Source organism: Phyllobacterium sp. CCNWLW183, assembly GCF_037203775.1.
Lineage (GTDB): Bacteria > Pseudomonadota > Alphaproteobacteria > Rhizobiales > Rhizobiaceae > Phyllobacterium > Phyllobacterium ifriqiyense.
Genome location: NZ_JBBCBN010000001.1, coordinates 644,464 through 662,237, shown reverse-complemented (window position 1 = coordinate 662,237; position 17,774 = coordinate 644,464). Strand labels below are relative to the sequence as shown.

General features: G+C 53.0%; 16 protein-coding genes. 9 read left to right on the top strand and 7 right to left on the bottom strand.

Annotated elements, in window-relative coordinates; translation table 11 throughout:
- Nucleotides 1–9 precede the first annotated feature (9 nt).
- On the top strand, nt 10–3,741 hold the full coding sequence (gene cobN, locus V9K95_RS03110) for a cobaltochelatase subunit CobN (RefSeq protein ID WP_336439846.1): 3,732 nt from the start codon (nt 10–12) through the stop codon (nt 3,739–3,741).
- A 26-nt stretch (nt 3,742–3,767) separates the two neighbouring features.
- Nucleotides 3,768–4,406: a cob(I)yrinic acid a,c-diamide adenosyltransferase gene (cobO, locus tag V9K95_RS03105; protein WP_115052677.1), complete on the top strand. Its 639-nt coding sequence runs from the start codon at nt 3,768–3,770 to the stop codon at nt 4,404–4,406.
- Nucleotides 4,407–4,446: 40 nt separating this feature from the next.
- On the opposite strand, the gene V9K95_RS03100 is transcribed toward cobO, so the two are convergent.
- Nucleotides 4,447–5,238 carry a TSUP family transporter gene (locus V9K95_RS03100; protein WP_115052678.1) on the bottom strand — a complete coding sequence of 264 codons (792 nt, stop codon included), beginning with the start codon at nt 5,236–5,238 and terminating at the stop codon, nt 4,447–4,449.
- Between the two features lie 173 nt (nt 5,239–5,411).
- Here V9K95_RS03100 and V9K95_RS03095 point away from each other — a divergent pair, with 173 nt between their 5' ends.
- Genes V9K95_RS03095 through cobM form a run of 3 tightly spaced genes read left to right on the top strand, consistent with a single transcriptional unit; the run spans nt 5,412 to nt 7,003 of the window.
- The gene (locus V9K95_RS03095) at nt 5,412–5,840 is read left to right on the top strand and encodes a tellurite resistance TerB family protein (RefSeq protein WP_115052679.1); all 429 of its coding nucleotides are present in this window, start codon (nt 5,412–5,414) and stop codon (nt 5,838–5,840) included.
- On the top strand, nt 5,840–6,232 hold the full coding sequence (locus V9K95_RS03090; RefSeq protein WP_336439847.1) for a cobalamin biosynthesis protein: 393 nt from the start codon (nt 5,840–5,842) through the stop codon (nt 6,230–6,232). The genes V9K95_RS03095 and V9K95_RS03090 overlap by 1 nt, the downstream gene beginning before the upstream one ends.
- A gap of 9 nt (nt 6,233–6,241) precedes the next feature.
- Nucleotides 6,242–7,003, top strand: a complete 762-nt coding sequence (gene cobM, locus V9K95_RS03085) for a precorrin-4 C(11)-methyltransferase (protein WP_115052681.1) — start codon at nt 6,242–6,244, stop codon at nt 7,001–7,003.
- On the opposite strand, the gene V9K95_RS03080 is transcribed toward cobM, so the two are convergent.
- Together V9K95_RS03080 and V9K95_RS03075 are read right to left on the bottom strand one after the other, a co-directional pair.
- Complete coding sequence (locus V9K95_RS03080; protein ID WP_336439848.1) at nt 6,989–7,744, bottom strand: cobalt-precorrin-6A reductase; 756 nt, start codon at nt 7,742–7,744, stop codon at nt 6,989–6,991. The two genes, cobM and V9K95_RS03080, sit on opposite strands and share 15 nt — an antisense overlap.
- A complete protein-coding gene (locus tag V9K95_RS03075) occupies nt 7,737–8,852 on the bottom strand; it encodes a cobalt-precorrin-5B (C(1))-methyltransferase (protein ID WP_336440203.1) in 1,116 nt (371 codons plus the stop codon). Before V9K95_RS03075 ends, V9K95_RS03080 begins: the two co-directional genes overlap by 8 nt.
- A 105-nt stretch (nt 8,853–8,957) precedes the next feature.
- On the opposite strand from V9K95_RS03075, the gene cobA reads away from it, so the two are divergent.
- From cobA to cbiB, 4 genes are read left to right on the top strand one after another with little or no spacing between them, the layout of a single operon-like run.
- Nucleotides 8,958–9,797: a uroporphyrinogen-III C-methyltransferase gene (gene cobA / locus V9K95_RS03070; protein WP_336440204.1), complete on the top strand. Its 840-nt coding sequence runs from the start codon at nt 8,958–8,960 to the stop codon at nt 9,795–9,797.
- A complete protein-coding gene (locus V9K95_RS03065; RefSeq protein WP_336439849.1) occupies nt 9,794–11,092 on the top strand; it encodes a cobyrinate a,c-diamide synthase in 1,299 nt (432 codons plus the stop codon). The genes cobA and V9K95_RS03065 overlap by 4 nt, the downstream gene beginning before the upstream one ends.
- Nucleotides 11,092–12,102 carry a threonine-phosphate decarboxylase CobD gene (gene cobD / locus V9K95_RS03060; RefSeq protein WP_336440205.1) on the top strand — a complete coding sequence of 337 codons (1,011 nt, stop codon included), beginning with the start codon at nt 11,092–11,094 and terminating at the stop codon, nt 12,100–12,102. Before V9K95_RS03065 ends, cobD begins: the two co-directional genes overlap by 1 nt.
- 29 nt (nt 12,103–12,131) lie before the next feature.
- Complete coding sequence (gene cbiB, locus V9K95_RS03055; protein WP_336439850.1) at nt 12,132–13,112, top strand: adenosylcobinamide-phosphate synthase CbiB; 981 nt, start codon at nt 12,132–12,134, stop codon at nt 13,110–13,112.
- Nucleotides 13,113–13,125: 13 nt separating this feature from the next.
- Here cbiB and V9K95_RS03050 read toward each other — a convergent pair whose 3' ends face one another.
- The 4 genes from V9K95_RS03050 to V9K95_RS03035 are packed head-to-tail and all read right to left on the bottom strand — an operon-like array spanning nt 13,126 to nt 17,704.
- Nucleotides 13,126–13,962, bottom strand: coding sequence for an ABC transporter permease (locus tag V9K95_RS03050; protein ID WP_336439851.1), 837 nt, complete (start codon nt 13,960–13,962; stop codon nt 13,126–13,128).
- Nucleotides 13,959–14,906: an ABC transporter permease gene (locus V9K95_RS03045; protein WP_336439852.1), complete on the bottom strand. Its 948-nt coding sequence runs from the start codon at nt 14,904–14,906 to the stop codon at nt 13,959–13,961. The genes V9K95_RS03050 and V9K95_RS03045 overlap by 4 nt, the downstream gene beginning before the upstream one ends.
- Before the next feature lie 31 nt (nt 14,907–14,937).
- Nucleotides 14,938–16,419, bottom strand: a complete 1,482-nt coding sequence (locus tag V9K95_RS03040) for an ABC transporter substrate-binding protein (RefSeq protein WP_336439853.1) — start codon at nt 16,417–16,419, stop codon at nt 14,938–14,940.
- 13 nt (nt 16,420–16,432) lie between these two features.
- On the bottom strand, nt 16,433–17,704 hold the full coding sequence (locus V9K95_RS03035; RefSeq protein WP_336439855.1) for an acetylornithine deacetylase/succinyl-diaminopimelate desuccinylase family protein: 1,272 nt from the start codon (nt 17,702–17,704) through the stop codon (nt 16,433–16,435).
- Between the last annotated feature and the right edge of the window lie 70 nt (nt 17,705–17,774).

The window sequence follows — 17,774 nt, the reverse complement described above, 5'->3', positions numbered from 1 at the left end:
GGAAATTGAATGCATCTTCTGCTGGCTCAAAAAGGAACGATTGCTGAAGGCACCGAGGCAATTGATCTCGGCCAGACACCGGGAGATGTGCTGTTTCTTTCTGCTGCCGATACAGAACTTGCGAGCCTTGGTATGGCCCAACGGCAAGCTGGTAATGGCTTGTCGTTACGCTTGGCAAATATGATGGCGCTTGCGCATCCCATGTCCGTCGATGCCTATATCGAGCGGACAGCCCAATATTCCAAACTTATCGTTGTCAGGATTATCGGCGGCGAAAGCTATTGGCCTTACGGGTTGGAAGCGCTCCACGCCTGCGCTGTAAATCATAAGGTTCATTTGGCGGTTCTGCCGGGTGATGACAAGCCCGACCCGGGTCTGGACCGGTTTTCGACGGTTACGCGTCAGGATCGCGACGCTCTTTGGCATTACTTGCTGGAAGGTGGAGCGCAGAACGCGCAATACTTCCTCGACTATTGTGCGGCCATGATCCATGGTGGTGACAAGCCGCAAGAGGCTGCACCATTATTAAAGGCGGGCCTTTGGTGGCCGGGGAGCTCGGCTCCATCGCTAACCGAATTGCGCAAACACTGGGTGGCGGATGCTCCAATTGTTGCTATCTGCTTTTACAGGGCACTGGTGCAAAGCGGACAAATGCAACCCGTGGAAGCACTGGTTAGTGCGCTGAAGGCAAAGGGCCTTAACCCCTTGCCGGTTTTCGTTTCCAGCCTGAAAGATCCAGTCTCAGTTGCAACACTGACAGGTATTTTTAATGAAGCCGCGCCAGCAGTGGTCCTGAATGCAACTGGATTTGCGGTTTCGGTGCCCGGCGCGTCGCGTAAGCCCACCGTGCTTGAGCATGACGATGCTATGGTGCTGCAAGTCATCTTCTCAGGCTCAAGTGTCGATCAATGGTGCAATTCTGATCAGGGGCTTTCAGCGCGCGATCTGGCGATGAATGTTGCACTGCCCGAGATAGATGGTCGGGTTTTATCGCGCGCGGTGTCGTTCAAATCCGCACGCCATTATGATGAGGCGGTTCAAGCAAATATTGTTACGCATGAGCCTTTGGCCGATCGGGTTGAGTTCGTTGCAGCATTGGCTGCTGGCTGGGCTCGTCTTCGCGCCACAAAGCCTGCCAAGCGTTTGACGGCATTGATCATGGCGAACTATCCAAATCGCGATGGCCGCCTTGGCAATGGCGTCGGCTTGGATACGCCAGCTGCAACGCGGCATATACTCAATAAAATGCGCGAGCAGGGCTATCCGGTCGCCGATATTCCTGCCGATGGCGATGCTCTGATTAATCAATTGATGGCGGGACCAACCAATTCCGCGAATGATGGGCGCGAGGTGCGCGAAACGATTTCTCTGCGAGAATACAAGGACTTCTTCGATACTCTTCCTCAATCGATTCAGGCTGCAGTAGTCGAGCGTTGGGGCAAACCAGAAGCCGACCCGTATTTCATTGCAGGCGATAGCCTATTTGCGCTGCCTTTGACGAGATACGGCGAAACTCTTGTCGGCATTCAGCCGGCTCGTGGTTATAATATTGACCCGAAAGAGACTTACCATTCGCCTGATCTTGTGCCGCCGCATGGTTATATCGCATTCTATGCCTATCTGCGGAGCGTGTATGGTGCCCATGCCATTGTACATGTTGGCAAGCATGGCAATCTGGAGTGGCTGCCGGGCAAATCCCTCGCGCTATCCGAAGCATGCTATCCAGAGGCGGTTTTAGGCCCTGTTCCCCATATCTATCCTTTTATCGTCAATGACCCAGGTGAGGGTACGCAGGCTAAACGCCGTTCATCGGCAGTTATTATCGATCATCTGACGCCGCCACTGACCCGTGCTGAAAGCTATGGGCCGTTAAAGGATCTCGAGGCGCTTGTTGACGAATATTACGAAGCCTCGGGCGTTGATCCGCGTCGTCTTGTGCGTCTAAAGGGACAAATTCTCGATCTCGTGCGCGATATTGGCCTCGACACGGATGCCGGCATTCATGACCATGATCCAGATGATCTCGCTCTGCAAAAACTTGATGCCTATCTCTGTGATCTCAAGGAAATGCAGATTCGCGATGGATTGCATATTTTCGGGCAATCCCCCAAAGGCAGCCTGTTAACCGATTTGGTTGTGGCTTTGGCGCGTGTACCCCGCGGTTCGGGGCATGGATCTGATCAAAGTCTGCAACGTGCGATTGCTTTGGATCTCAAACTCGATGGCTTTGACCCGCTTGATTGTGACATGGCCGCGCCATGGGAAGGTTTGCGTCCGCAAGGCCTGAGAACTCTTTCCGATGCGTCTTGGCGTATCGCCGGAGACACGGTCGAGCGCATTGAAATCCTCGCGGCCAAGCTGGTGGCGGGTGAAGTTGAATGCCCTGAAGATTGGGTTGCGACTACGGCGGTGCTGGAAGGCATCCGCGACAATCTGCATCCGGCTGTTTCAGCATGTGGCGATGCAGAAATTAATGCACTTTTGACGGCACTTGACGGGCGTTTTGTAGCACCGGGACCTTCGGGAGCACCAACACGCGGACGGCCGGATGTTTTGCCAACAGGCCGCAACTTTTTTTCCATTGATACGCGCGCTGTGCCGACACCCGCCGCATGGGAATTGGGACAAAAATCTGCCGAGCTTTTGATCCGCCGATATACGCAAGATCATGGCGAATGGCCGACATCATTTGGTCTAACCGCTTGGGGCACGTCGAATATGCGCACCGGCGGAGATGATATTGCGCAGGCACTGGCGCTGATTGGAGTCAAACCCGTATGGGACATGGCATCCCGCCGGGTTACTGGATATGAAATTATTCCGATTGCTTTGCTGGGGCGTCCGCGCGTGGATATAACCTTGCGTATTTCCGGCTTTTTCCGGGATGCTTTTCCTGATCAAATTGCATTATTTGATACTGCCGTTCGTGCGGTGGGAGCATTGGACGAAGACGAGCAGGACAATCCCATCGCTGCGCGCATGCATAGTGAACAGGCGCGGTTGATTGCCGAAGGTGCCGACGAAAAGCTTGCCAAACAACGCGCGGGATTCCGTGTTTTTGGCTCTAAACCGGGTGCTTATGGCGCCGGGCTGCAAGCGCTTATGGATGAGAATGATTGGGCGAAGCGCGATGATTTGGCCGAAGCGTGGCTGGTCTGGGGCGGCTACGCCTATGGGGCAGGCGAAGAAGGCAAGCCAGAGCGTGGCCTTCTCGAAGAACGATTGCGGACGGTAAATGCCGTTGTTCAAAATCAGGACAATCGGGAACATGATTTGCTTGATTCAGACGAGTATTACCAGTTTGAAGGTGGTATGTCGGCTGCGGTGGAGCTTGTGTCGGGCGAGCGGACCACGATCTACCACAATGATCATTCGCGCCCTGAAAAACCAGTCATCCGTACACTGGAAGAAGAGATTGCACGCACTGTGCGTGGGCGCGTGACAAACCCCAAATGGATTGCGGGTGTCATGCGTCATGGCTACAAGGGCGCTTTTGAAATGGCTGCCACAGTTGATTACCTGTTTGCTTTTGCCGCTACGACAGGGGCTGTGGGCAATCACCATTTTGAGGCAGTCTATCAGGCATTTCTGGTGGATGACGATGTGAGGGCTTTTCTTGCCGAAAAAAACCCCCATGCGCTGCGTGATATCGCCGAGAAACTGGAAGCTGCCGTGGATCGTGGTTTCTGGTCGCCACGTTCCAATTCGGCACGATTTGAACTGAGTAAGCTTGCTGCTTGAGATTATGATTCGGAAGGACACGCCAAATGGCTGAAAAATCACAAAAATTACAGAACCTGACCGAAGAGGAAATCAACGAACGGCACGCAGACAAGATGCGTAAGAAAAAGGCCGTTCGCGACAAGATACAGGCCACGAAAACGGACGAGAAGGGCTTGGTCATTGTCAATACGGGCAAAGGCAAAGGCAAGTCCACCGCCGGTTTCGGTGTTGTCTTCCGCGCATTGGGGCACGGCATGAAAGTCGGCGTCATTCAGTTCGTGAAAGGCTCGTGGGATACGGGTGAGCGCTGGGTTCTCGAAAAGTTTCCGGAGCAAGTGACGATTTCTGCCATGGGCGAGGGGTTTACCTGGGAAACGCAGGACCGTGCACGTGACATTGCGATGGCGCGCAATGCGTGGGAGCAGGCAAAGGCGATGATATTGGATGACGAAACTGAGTTGGTGCTTTGTGACGAACTGAATATCGCGCTTCGATATGATTATCTGCCCGTCGATGAAATCATTGACGTCTTGAAACAGAAGCCGCACATGAAACATGTCATTATCACAGGTCGTAATGCCAAGGATGAGCTAATCGAGTTTGCCGACCTTGTGACGGAAATGGAAATGATCAAACATCCTTTCCGTGCGGGCATCAAAGCACAGAAGGGTATCGAGTTCTGATGATGTAAGACTGGCTGGTGTTGCCGCTTGAAGTCGGACTTTAGAACAAGTCCGACAGCCACACACGGACTGGATTGTCGCCGTCAAGCAGAAGCTTGGTTGCCAAGGCCAGACATACGATGATGAGAAGCGGCTTGATGATTTTCGCGCCATTTTTCATAGCCATGCCAGCGCCAATGCGTGCACCAATGAACTGCGCCACTCCCATTAATAAACCGATTTTCCAGTTGATTGCGCCAAGAAATGCAAATGTTATGAATCCGCCAAGATTTGACGAGAAGTTCAGCAGTTTCGTGTGAGCAGTGGCTTTCAACAGGCCAAAACCTGCAAGGGAAACAAAAGAAAGCATGAAGAACGAGCCCGTGCCGGGCCCGAAAAGCCCATCATAGAAGCCGATCAAGGGAACGATGCAAAGGCCAAAAATAAAGGGTGTAAGGCGTTGCGCCCTGTCCACATCGCCCATATTGGGTTTGACAGCAAAGTAAAGCGCGATTGCTATTAGCAACAATGGCAAAAACGCGCGCAGCACGTCTCCGGGCAAGAACCCGGCCAGCAGAGCACCCCCAACCGCTCCAAGCGCTGCCATCAAGGCTGACGGCAGCTGCTTTTTCAAATCGACATGGCCCTTTTGCGCGTATGCCACGGTTGCGGAGGCCGAACCAAAAAGCGATTGCAACTTGTTGGTCCCGAGCGATTCTATTGGTGACATACCGGCCAGCAATAGCGCAGGTACTGTCACCAATCCGCCTCCTCCCGCAATCGAGTCTATGAAGCCTGCCGCAAAGGCGGCAGCGATCAAAATCAAATGAACATTGTCGAAAAAGGCGGACATGGCGGGAGACTCGTTTGAACGAGGCGGACAATAGTTGGATTTTCGCGTTTGGCGAGCGGTTTTGCGGGACAGTTATATGGCTTGATGCGATTAGGCGCCCGCTGTGTTGTTTACGCACTTGAATTTGCTGGGTTGCGCTGCAATCAATTACGTCAAATCATTTCGGGGGTATAATGAGCGAGAGTATTTTTGATCGGATCACAGCGTTTCTGGGCACAAAGAGCGCGGTGCAGAAGGTAGCGGATGATCCGGTGCTCACAGCCGAACTTTTGCTGCTTTTGCATGTGGCGTTGGCGGATGGAAAAACTGAAAAGGCTGAGTATGCTGCGATCATGCGGATAGCATCGACCGATTTTGGTATTTCGCCCGACGAATTCGGAGAAGTTGCTGAATACCTCAAGGACTTTGGTTATGAGACCACCAGCAGCCAAGCGGCGCTGGCCTTTGCGGATGTTCCTTTTGAACGCAAGGTGCAACTGCTGCGCCATCTTCTTACGATCGCAAATGCGGATAATGAGCTTGATCCCAAAGAAGCCAATCTTATCCGCAAGACTGCGGAAATGTTGGGCGTAACTCCGGAAGAGCTGCATAAGTCTCATTAATGGAAACCTATACTCTTGGGCTTGGGTGTGAGCGCGGTTGTGATCCTGCCGAGCTGCTTGCTCTAGCAGAACACGTTATAACCACCGCCGGACGCGATATTTCGCGGCTAGCCGGTCTATTCACTATCGATCAGCGGATGAACGAGCCAGCGATTGTCTATGTCGCCACCCGCCTAGCAGTTCCTTTATACGCATTTGATGCCGCCAGGTTGGAAGTGGAAACGCCGCGCTTGCTCAATCCGTCTGCGCAGGTTTTCGCGCTTATGGGTTGTCACGGCGTCGCTGAAGCTGCCGCGCTGGCGGGTGCGGGATCCAAAGCGCAGCTAATAGTTGGCAAGACAAAATCAGCTCACGCCACCGCGGCACTTGCAGTTTACAACGCAATCCCATAGCGAATTATCATGATTGTTCATTTTATTGGAGCGGGCCCCGGTGCCCCGGACCTTATCACAGTGCGGGGATTGAAGCTGATTCAATCTTGCCCTGTTTGTCTATATGCAGGCTCACTCGTCCCGCCGGAAATGGTTGCGGAGGTGCCGGAAGGCGCGCGCGTGGTCGACACGTCTTCGCTCAATCTCGATGAAATTATTGCAGAGTTTGAGTTGGCGCATGCGGAGGGCAAGGACGTAGCGCGTGTCCATTCCGGCGACCCATCGATTTATGGAGCGGTTGCCGAGCAAATGCGACGGCTGGATGCGCTGGGTATTGAGTATGACGTAACGCCGGGCGTGCCTGCCTTTGCTGCAGCAGCTGCCGCGCTTAAAAAGGAACTTACCGTTCCTGAGGTGTGTCAAACCATTATCCTCACCCGGACTTCGATGAAATCGTCCGCCATGCCAGCAGGAGAGGAGCTTGCGACTTTAGGCAAATCCGGTGCCACCATGGTGATCCATTTGTCGATCCGTAATTTGAAACGCATTGAGGAAGAGCTTTCCCCGCTTTATGGCGATGATTGTCCCGTCATTATCGCCTATCGTGTGGGTTGGCCAGATGAACAATTTCTTCACGGAACACTTGCAGATATCGCCAAAAAGGTTGCCGATTCTGGTTTGATGCGCTCCGCGATGATCTTTGTCGGGCGGGGATTATCCGCCGACGGCTTCAGGGATTCAGCGCTTTACCATAAGAGCCACAGCCACACATTGCGTTCAGGTTCCAAGTGAATTCAATGTCTCCCTGACAAAACCGATAACGCTCTCCACATCGGGCAATGTGCGGATTTCTGGGCGACGCGGTCGTTCAAGCATGATGACAGGAATACCCAGATCGCGGGCCGCCGTGATTTTGGCATAGGAGGCCTTGCCGCCCGAATTGCGGCAGACGATGTGGGTGATCCGCTTGGCGATAAGAAGGCTGGCCTCGCTTTCAACGGTCCCCGGTTTAGACAATTCCAGCTCGAAGTCGACAAGATCAAGCGGTGCTTCAGGCGGATCGATCATGCGAACCACGAAGTGCACGCTGTTTCGCTTGGAGAATGTTGCGATATGTTGTTTGCCAAGCGCCAGCAGCACCCGTGCCTTTGATGGAATAGCATCTGCCGCCTGCGCCAATGTATCGACTACAACCCACTTGTCGCCAGGTTTCTTAAGCCATGCAGGACGTTCCAGTCTTACAAATGCGATCGGATTTCCAGTTGTGCTGGCAAAAATAGCATTATCCGATATTTGCGTGGCAAAAGGGTGGGTCGCGTCAATTAACAGCTTGACGTTTTCGGCCTTGAGATAGTCTGCCAACCCTTGAGGTCCGCCAAAGCCGCCAACGCGGATTTCGCCCGCAATTTTTGCAGGCGCGAGGGTCCGGCCGGCTAGCGATGAAATCACGCGCAGATGCGGTGCTTGCAAACGTGATGCGAGTTTAACTGCTTCCGCCGTGCCACCCAGAATGAGAATTGTTGTTTCAGACACGGGCGAGTACAGTCCCTTTGCGGTCAGTCACAATAACCTCCACGTCGACAGGGGCACCCTTCAGTGTGTCAATTGCGGTCTGTTTCGCCTTGATGGCAATTGCGTGTGCAAGGTCAAACCCAAGCTCTTGAGTTATTTCAAGCACTTCCTGGGCCGTATTCGCATTTAGAATCCGGTTTCTCTCGGCTGGGTCTAGCCCGAGTTTTTCCGCCTCGTCTGCCAGAAAGGTCATATCAACCTGGCTGCGACCTGAATGAAGATCGAGAGCGCCTTGCGCAAGCTTGGTCAGTTTCGCAAATCCGCCCGCAATTGTGAGCCTGTCAATTGGGTGTACACGCAGATATTTGAGCAATCCTCCGGCAAAGTCCCCCATATCGAGAAGTGCAATCTCAGGCAGATTGTATATTGCCTGAGCAGCGTCCTCTGACGTGGATCCTGTTGCGGCAAGAACGTGTTTCAGTCCTGCTGCACGAGAAACATCAATGCCACGATGAATGGAATGTATCCAGGCAGCGCAAGAAAACGGGTGAACAATTCCGGTTGTCCCCAAGATGGAAATGCCGCCAACAATTCCGAGGCGGGGGTTCCATGTCTGCTTGGCCAGTTCTTCGCCGTCCGGAACCGATATTGCGATTAGCAGATCCGCTGGCAAATCATATTCTGCGCATATTTCTTCGCATATCTTTGTCATCATCTCGCGGGGCACCGGATTTATAGCGGCTTGCCCGGGAGGAATGGGAAGACCGGGCAATGTAACTGTACCAACACCTTCGCCAGCGGCAAACTGAATGCCGCTTCCCGGCGGTGCCGGGAACACCGTGGAGATTATGGTTGCACCATGTGTAACATCAGGGTCGTCTCCCGCATCTTTTACAATTCCAGCCATTGCATAGCCTTCACCAATCGATTCTATGGCAAGCTGGAAGTGTGGAACTTCGCCTTTAGGCAAAATGATTGCCACCGGATCAGGAAACTCACCCGTGATCAGCGCGAGCAATGCTGCTTTGGTTGCTGCAGTTGCGCATGCCCCGGTTGTCCAGCCGCGGCGCAAGGGGGCCCCGCCGGGTTCGTGTGGTTTGCGCAAGGCGGTCTCAGGCTCGTTATTCATTCCAACCTTATAGACCAGCTTGTGCAATCGTTGCATGATTTTTCCGACAGGTGCATTCTTGCAGACAGAAAAATTGTGCTATGCGCAGATGAACGAGGTTAAATGATGCGCGCAAAGCGGAATAAGCTGCCGAAATTTGAGATTGGACATGTCTGGCTTGTTGGAGCCGGACCCGGTGATCCAGGACTTTTGACGTTGCATGCAGTCAATGCTCTGGAGCAGGCCGACGTGATTGTCTATGACGCGCTGGTGAACGAAGAATGTCTCTCATTTGCTGGCCCGTCCGCTGTTTTGGAATATGCCGGCAAGCGCGGTGGTAAACCTTCACCGCAGCAACGGGATATCTCTCTTCGGCTCGTTGAGCTCGCCCGTGCGGGCAAGCGGGTGCTCCGCCTGAAGGGTGGCGATCCATTTGTATTCGGCAGAGGCGGCGAGGAGGCACTTACCCTTGTCGAACATGACGTGCCGTTCCGGATTGTTCCCGGCATAACTGCTGGCATTGGCGGACTGGCCTATGCCGGTATTCCCGTTACCCATCGCGAAACCAATCAAAGCGTTACCTTTTTGACAGGGCACGATGCCACTGGCCTTGTTCCCGATTCGATGGACTGGAAGAGCATTGCACAGGGCTCTGCCGTTATCGTCATGTACATGGCGATGAAACATATTGGTCTTATAGCTTCGCGCCTGATGGAGGCGGGCCGCCCCTTTGACGAACCTGTCGCATTCGTCTGCAATGCCACTACCGCTCATCAGCAGGTGCTTGAAACAACGCTGGAGAAAGCAGAGTCTGATGTGGGGGCTGCTGATCTCAAGCCTCCGGCCATAGTGGTCGTTGGGCAGGTCGTTCGACTGCGTGGTGCGTTGGACTGGCTAGGCGCGCTTGAAGGTCGCGTCCTGACAAATGACCCGCTCGGTACGCGGCGCGCGAAGGATGCCGGATGAAAGGTTTCCTGATTGCCGCGCCCTCATCAGGTAGCGGAAAGACAACGGTTACGCTTGGCCTTTTGCGGGCATTGCGCAATTTGGGCGTTAATATTGCTCCCGCAAAAGCAGGTCCGGATTATATTGACCCTGCCTATCATGCGGTTGCCGGTGGCGCGCCTTGTGTCAATCTTGATCCTTGGGCCATGCGGCCCGACCTCATCAGTGCGCTAGCCTCCAGGCACGCAGAAGGCGACAAGACGTTGATCGTTGAGGGCATGATGGGGCTGTTTGACGGCGCTTCGGATGGCAAGGGCTCTGCCGCTGATCTGGCCAAACATTTATCCCTGCCCATTATTCTGGTTGTCGATTGTGCCCGCCAATCGCATTCAATTGCCGCACTTGTCAGTGGGTTTCGTGATTTCCGGCGAGATGTCATGATTGCAGGACTTATTCTTAACCGCGTTGGCAGTGCGCGTCATGAAATGATACTGCGTTCTGCATTGCAGCCGGTCGGGATTCCCGTATTGGGATCATTACCCAAAAGCGAACAATTGCAGCTGCCGGAAAGACATCTTGGCTTAGTGCAAGCAGGCGAGCACCGCGATCTCGACAATTTCCTTGAAAATGCTGGTTTGATGATCTCCGAACGGATTGATATCCAAAGCATTCTCGACATTGCGGGACGATATGGCCCATTGGAATCAATGGCTAATGTCAAGCGCGTTCCTCCGCTGGGGCAGAGAATAGCGGTGGCGCAGGACAATGCTTTTGCGTTCTCCTATTTTCATTTGCTGGATGGTTGGCGCAGGCGTGGTGCTGAAATCAGCTTCTTTTCTCCGCTTGCCGATAAGGTCCCTGCCGCGGACAGTGATGCGATTTATTTGCCTGGCGGCTATCCCGAGCTTTATGCGGGTAAGTTAGCCACAGCCAGCCACTTTGCCGAAGGGATGAAGCAGGCAGCGGCCAAAAACATCCCAATCTATGGTGAGTGCGGTGGCTATATGGTGCTTGGCGAAAGCATCGAAGATGCTGCGGGAGTTTCACATAGAATGCTTGGTCTATTGCCTGTTGAAACGAGCTTTGCAAAGCGCAAACTGCATCTGGGCTATCGACGACTGACGCCCGTCGAAGGGTCGCCTTTCCAGACGTCCTTGACCGGACATGAATTTCACTACGCGAGCATTGTGAGAGAAGGAAAGGCAGACCGCTTGTTTCATGTCAGCGATGCTTTGGACAATGATCTGGGCGATGCTGGTTTGCGCGTCGGTTCGGTCAGTGGTTCCTATATGCATGTAATTGATTTGGTTGGATGATGCAGATTGAACATGGAGGCGCCCTTGATGGCGCTGTAGCGCGGTTTGGCGGTGCGCCGTCGGATTGGATTGACCTTTCGACTGGCATTAATCCGGAATTGTTTCCATTGCCCGAGATTGGGCCGGAAATCTGGAACAGATTGCCGGATCAGAAGCTGTTAGCCACGGCAATTGCCGCAGCGCGGCGCTACTACGGCATCCGCGCTGAGGCTGGTATTGTCGCTGCGCCCGGCACTCAAGCTCTGATACAAATATTGCCGGAATTGATGCAAGTTGGTGAAGTCACGATCATTGGCCCCACATATCAAGAGCACGAGTTTTCGTTCAAACAGGCTGGATGGCATGTTTCCCATCAGACTCAAATTGGCGAAATTCCTCGATCTGCAAAGATTGTTGTGATGGTCAATCCTAACAATCCCGACGGTCGGATTATGCCTGCGGAAATCTTGATTAATCTTGCCAAGGAAATGCATGGCAGAGGTGGATGTCTCATCGTGGATGAAGCCTTTGCTGACCCCCATCCAGAATGCAGCGTCGCTGCATATGCAGGCATGGATGGGCTGATTGTTCTCAAATCATTTGGCAAGTTCTTCGGCCTTGGCGGACTACGTCTCGGTTTTGCTTTGACCACCCATGCATATGCTGAGCGATTGGAACTGAGGCTTGGACCATGGGCCGTATCCGGGCCAGCGCTTGCCATAGCAGCTCATGCGTTTTCTGATGCGAAGCTTTTGAGCGAGTACACCTCGAGATTAAAAATTCGCCGCAAATTGCTCGCAGATGTTCTTTCAGAAGTTCAACTAATCGAGATTGGCGGAACGATGCTGTTTTCTCTAGTCAAATTCGATGAGGCGCATCGGCTTCATGACACATTATGCGAGCAGCGTGTCTTTACCCGGAAATTTAATAATGCGCCGCAGCACTTACGGTTCGGACTCCCGCTCGATGAGTTGGCAGCGAGCCGGTTGCATAAGCGACTTGCCTTGGCACTGAGTGCAATCCAGAACTGATATTTTGATTCAACAGGATAGAATCTATAATGGAAATCAACCTCTTGATCCTGTTTCTTGCCCTGCTGGCAGATCGTTATTTTGGCGACCCCGAATGGTTGTGGAAAAAAATACCGCATCCGGTTGTTATGTTTGGCAGAGCTATTTCCTATGTGGACAAGCGCTTTAATGTGCCGGGCAATTCCGATCAGCGGCGTCGGCGCGATGGTTTTCTTGCTGTGCTGGGGCTTTTATTGCTTTCCGCGGCCATTGGCTTCTTTGTGCATCTGGCATTACGGACAATTCCGCCTTTTGGTGGTTTGATTGAAGCTATTATCGTCGCTGTTTTCTTGGCGCAGAAGAGTCTTGGCGATCATGTTGAGAGGGTCGCAATAGCATTGCGCGAAGAAGGGCTGATTGGCGCTCGGCGTGCTGTTTCAATGATTGTGGGTCGCGATCCGGACGTCCTGGATGAGTCCGCGATCAGTCGGGCTGCCATTGAAAGTCTCGCTGAAAACACCTCGGATGGCATTATTGCTCCGGCGTTCTGGTTTGTACTGCTCGGGCTGCCTGGTCTATTCGCTTACAAAATGCTGAACACGGCTGACTCCATGATCGGACATTTGAATGATCGTCATCGCGATTTTGGCCGCTTTGCCGCAAAGCTGGACGATGCTGCCAATTGGGTACCGGCGCGTTTAACTGGTTTGTTGATCGCTTGTGCAGCTTGGGTCGTTTACGGTTACCGCGCCGCCAAGCAGTCTTTCGATGTCATGATGCGGGACGCTCGCTTGCATAGATCGCCCAATGCTGGCTGGCCTGAAGCGGCAATGGCGGGGGCAATCGACGTAGCGCTGGCGGGCCCGCGCATTTATGGCGGCGTCATCGCAAATGAGCCAATGTTGAATGGTGCTGGGCGGCGGGACGCGGGGTTGGAGAATATCGAGGATGCTTTACATGTTTTCAGCACAACAACAGCGATCTTCGCGATAGCAGTTCTTACCCTTTTTATTGTTGGCCTGTTTTTCTAGAGCAAGCGCACTATCAGCGCATATAGCGCAATTTGGGATCGAGAAAGTCTCTAAGCCCGTCGCCAAGCAAATTGAGCCCGAGCACTGTCACCATGATGGCCAGTCCTGGAAAAAGGGCCATGTGCGGCGCGAGGCTGATCATGGTTTGTGCCTCAAACAGCATTCGGCCCCAGCTTGGCATTGGCGGTTGAGCGCCGAGTCCGACATAGGACAGCCCTGCTTCAGCAAGAATGCCGAGGGAAAACTGGATTGTGCCCTGTATAATCAAGATATTGGCCAAGTTCGGCAGGATGTGATCGAGGGTGATACGGCCTTCACCTTTGCCGATGGCCCGAGCGGCAAGAACAAATTCCCGAACCCAAAGCGCTAGCGCCGCTCCTCGCGCGACACGCGCGAACACTGGAATGTTGAAGATGCCGATGGCAATGATAGCGTTAACGGCTCCAGGGCCAAAAATGGCGGTGATCATGACGGCCGACAGAAGGGCAGGGAAAGCAAAAATGAGGTCGTTGAATCGCATAAGCATCTCGTCGACAATGCCGCCGCGGGCAGCTGCCCAAAGTCCCAATGGGACACCGATACCAGCGCCAATCGCAACCGAAACAAACGCGACGAAAATCGAAGCGCGGCTGCCGACCATGATCATAGACAGGATATCTCGACCGAAATGGTCTGTACCCAGCCAGTGCGAAATGGATGGCGGCTTTAACTTCGCGACTATATCAAGCGCTGAGACGCTGTAGGGCGTCCACAAGAACGATAGACCAGCCATCAATGCCACGATAAGCGTGATGATCGTTCCAATCAGAAATGACCTGTTGCCGATCAGACTTTCGAATTTGCGGCTCACGTGCGGCTCCACAAACGCGGGTCGACAATGGCGTAGGACAGATCAACGAGGACATTAACTGCAATCACAGTAGCCACGAGAATCATGACGACACCCTCCACCACTATCAGGTCGCGTTGAGTGATTGCTTGGAATACCAAGCGCCCCAGACCCGGCAGGTAGAATACATTCTCCACGATGATTGTACCGGCGAGGAGAAATGAAAATTGCATGCCAAGTATAGTCAAGACGGGTATTAGCGCGTTACGCAACGCATGATGATAAAGCACTTTGCGCCGTGACAGCCCTTTGGCACGGGCGGTGCGTATATAATCCTCGCCGAGAACATCTAGCAAAGAAGATCGGGTTACCCGAGCGAGAATGGAAGCTTGAGGCAAGGCCAAGGCAACCGATGGCAATATCAGTGACTTTATGCTCGGCCAGAAGCCGTTTTCCCATCCAGCGAACCCGCCAGCTGGCAAAAGACGTAACACAACTGCAAATATATAGACGAGGAGCAGAGCAAACCAGAAATTCGGGATTGCTACGCCAACTTGCGCAATTCCCATCGCAGTCGTATCTGCTGTGCTGCCGCGCCTTGATGCTGCGAATATTCCAATCGGAATGGCTATTATTGTCGAAAGAGCGAGCGAAATCAGCGCCAAAGGTAGGGAAACCGCAATCCGCTCTTTAATGAGATCAATTACAGGAACCGAATAGGTGTAAGACTTGCCAAAATCTCCGGTCAGCAAATCGCCCAGCCAACTGAAATATCGTAAAATCAGGGGTTGGTTAAATCCCATCTGATCTTGCAGGGCTCGAACGGCGTCTTCGGTAGCATTCATGCCGAGCATGAGTCGCGCCGGATCGCCCGGCACAACTTCCAACACGGCAAATACAATGATTGATGCCGCCAGCAACGTAAGGATGCCAATAACCACGCGTTTTGACGCGTAGCTCAGCATGCCATCCCTTTTTGAAAGCCAGGAGTCATCTTTAATCGGCCCATTTTACTGCGGTCAAATCATTTGCCTGAATTGGCCCGTTCTCCCAAAGGCCCTCGATTTTTACGTCCCATATGCCGGTTTTTGGCAATTGAAACAAAAATGCTGCGGGTTCGTCGGCTGCGAGCAGCTTTTGCGCCTGCTGATAAAGCTCAATGCGCTTTGGTCCATCGGAAGTTGCATCTATCTGCTTGATCAATTCCTTAAACGGAGCGCTGTCATAATTGAAATAGTAATCATCGCGCGCAAAAATGTTGAGATCGTTTGGCTCGGTGTGAGAAACGATTGTCATGTCATAGTTTTTATTCTTGAAGACTTGGTCGAGCCATTGCGCCCATTCTACCGGGATAATTTCGGCTTCTATCCCAATCTCACGCAGTTGAGCGGCAATAATCTCGCCGCCACGCCGTGCATAGGTCGGGGGTGGCAATTTGAGCGTTGTCTTGAAGCCGTCGGCATAACCAGCTTCAGCCAAAAGCTTCTTGGCAAGTTCGGGATCATAGGCGGCTTCTGCCGTCAAATCCAAATAGGCCGGATGATGTGGTGGAAAGAATGAACCAATCGGAGTTCCAAATCCAAACATGGTTCCATCGATAACCGTCTTGCGGTCAACTGCATGTGCAATTGCCTGACGCACTTTGACGTTGTCGAAGGGAGGCTTCTTATTGTTCATGCCCATCACTGTTTCGCCTTCGGTCGTGCCGATCACGACCTTGAAGCGCGGATCTGCCTGAAATTGAGCAATGGTTTCATAGCTGGGGAAAACCGGAAATGCCTGCACATCGCCCGCCAAAAGAGCCGCTGTTGCTGCCGCTGGATCGGGGATAATGCGAAACGTTGCTTTTTCGAGCGTTGCTGGCGTTCCCCAATAGTCCGGATTTTTCGCGATGACGATCTGCGATCCTTTTGCCCAGTTTTCCAATTTGAAAGGGCCGGTGCCGGTTGGCTTGTCCTTATTGGTATCGGCGCTTTCCGGCGCAACAATAACCGCATCGCCCCAAGCCATATTATAGAGAAAATCACCACTCGGTTGTTTCAAAGTTACTTTGACAGTCAGCGGATCGACGCTTTCGACCGTATCTATCGCAGCAAAGAGACCCTTCTGGGCATTGGTTGACGTGTCGCCTCGAGCTCTGTCGAGGGAGAACTTCACATCTTCCGCATCAAATGTCGTGCCATCGTGAAATTTAACGCCCTTATGCAGCTTGAACGTATAGACCTTGCCGTCTTCTGATTTGGTCCAGCTTTCGGCCAAAGCGGGCAGGACATCACCTTTCGGGCCAATACGCGTCAAACCCTCAAATATATTGGCATATACGATCTCATCGATCGCCGCTGCGGCGCCGGCTGTCGGATCAAGATGCGGCGGCTCCAATACAATGCCGAGCACGAGATCCGTCTTCGCTGCAAATGAAGCGGTTGCCGGGAGCAGGGCGACTGCCGTGCCGAACAAAAATGCTTTCCAGATATTCATTCAGCGTCTCCCATTAAATCGAACCGGACAGTAGCACTTTCAGGCCAAGAGCCATCACTTTGGCTGACTCGATCATATCTTCAATACCGACATATTCATCCGGCCGGTGGGCAAGATCGAGAATGCCGGGACCATAGGCGATGCAATCGTGCAAAAGCCCGATGCGTGCAATATGTTTCTGATCATATGTTCCGGGCGAAATCACATATTCCGGTTCTTTGCCGAAAACAGAGCGAATCGCCTGTGCTACTGCCGTTACGACAGGAGCGTCACGCTCGGTCATCAAGGGCTGAACTTCCATGATGTCGCGAATTTTGTAATGGAACTTTGGCCGTTCCCATTGAAGGCGGTCCAGGATTGATGTGACCTCGCGCTTGACCTCGTCAATATCCTCCTCAAGCAGGAAGCGCCGATCGATTGTAAGCCGGCATGAATCTGGAACATTGGGCGAGGGCAGCCCCGAAAAATCATCGGTTTGTCCGCCATGAACCGAGTTGATATTCATCGTCGATCGCCGCGCGCCCTCGGGAACCACCGGCATCCGGGTTTCTTTCCGGTCGAGGGCGGGAAAAAGTTCTTTCTCAAATGCATCAAGAACTGCACCCATATGCCTGACTGCGCAATCACCAAGAAATGGCATCGAGCCATGCGCGATCTCGCCCTTGGTTTCGATCTCCGCCCACCACACGCCGCGATGACCAAGGCAAATACGATCCTTGTTCAGTGGTTCGGGAATGATCACGTGATCAACCCGAGGTTTGGAAAAGAACCCCTTGCTAGCAAGATAGGCTACGCCGCCAAAGCCGCCGGACTCTTCGTCCACTGTGCCTGAAATCTCTATGGCGCCAGCAAAATCAGGGTAGACTTCGAGAAAAGCTTCTGCCGCTATAATTGAAGCGGCGAGACCGCCTTTCATGTCGCATGCGCCACGACCGTAGATTTTGCCATCCTTGACGACACCTCCAAAAGGGTCGACGGTCCAGCCTTCGCCAGTATCTACGACATCAATATGCGAATTGAAATGAACGGTCTGGCCAGGAGTGCGACCATCGAAGCGCGCAAGGACATTTGTCCGTGGATATCGGTCCGTATCGCCAGGGGTTCCTTCAGCGCGAATCAATTGCGTTTCAAAACCGCTCTTCTGCAATCGTTGTGCGATGTACTCTGCGCAGGGGGCGTAGGCTTCGCCCGGTGGATTAATCGTCGGAAAGCGTATCAACTCTTGCGTGAGTGCGATCAGATCGTCACGTCGTTTATCAATCGCGCGGGAAAGCTTTTCGTCCATTCGCCTATCAAATCAGGCGGTATCCCGATTTGGCAAGAGGCAAGTTTCGCAACGATGGCAAATTGCCGCT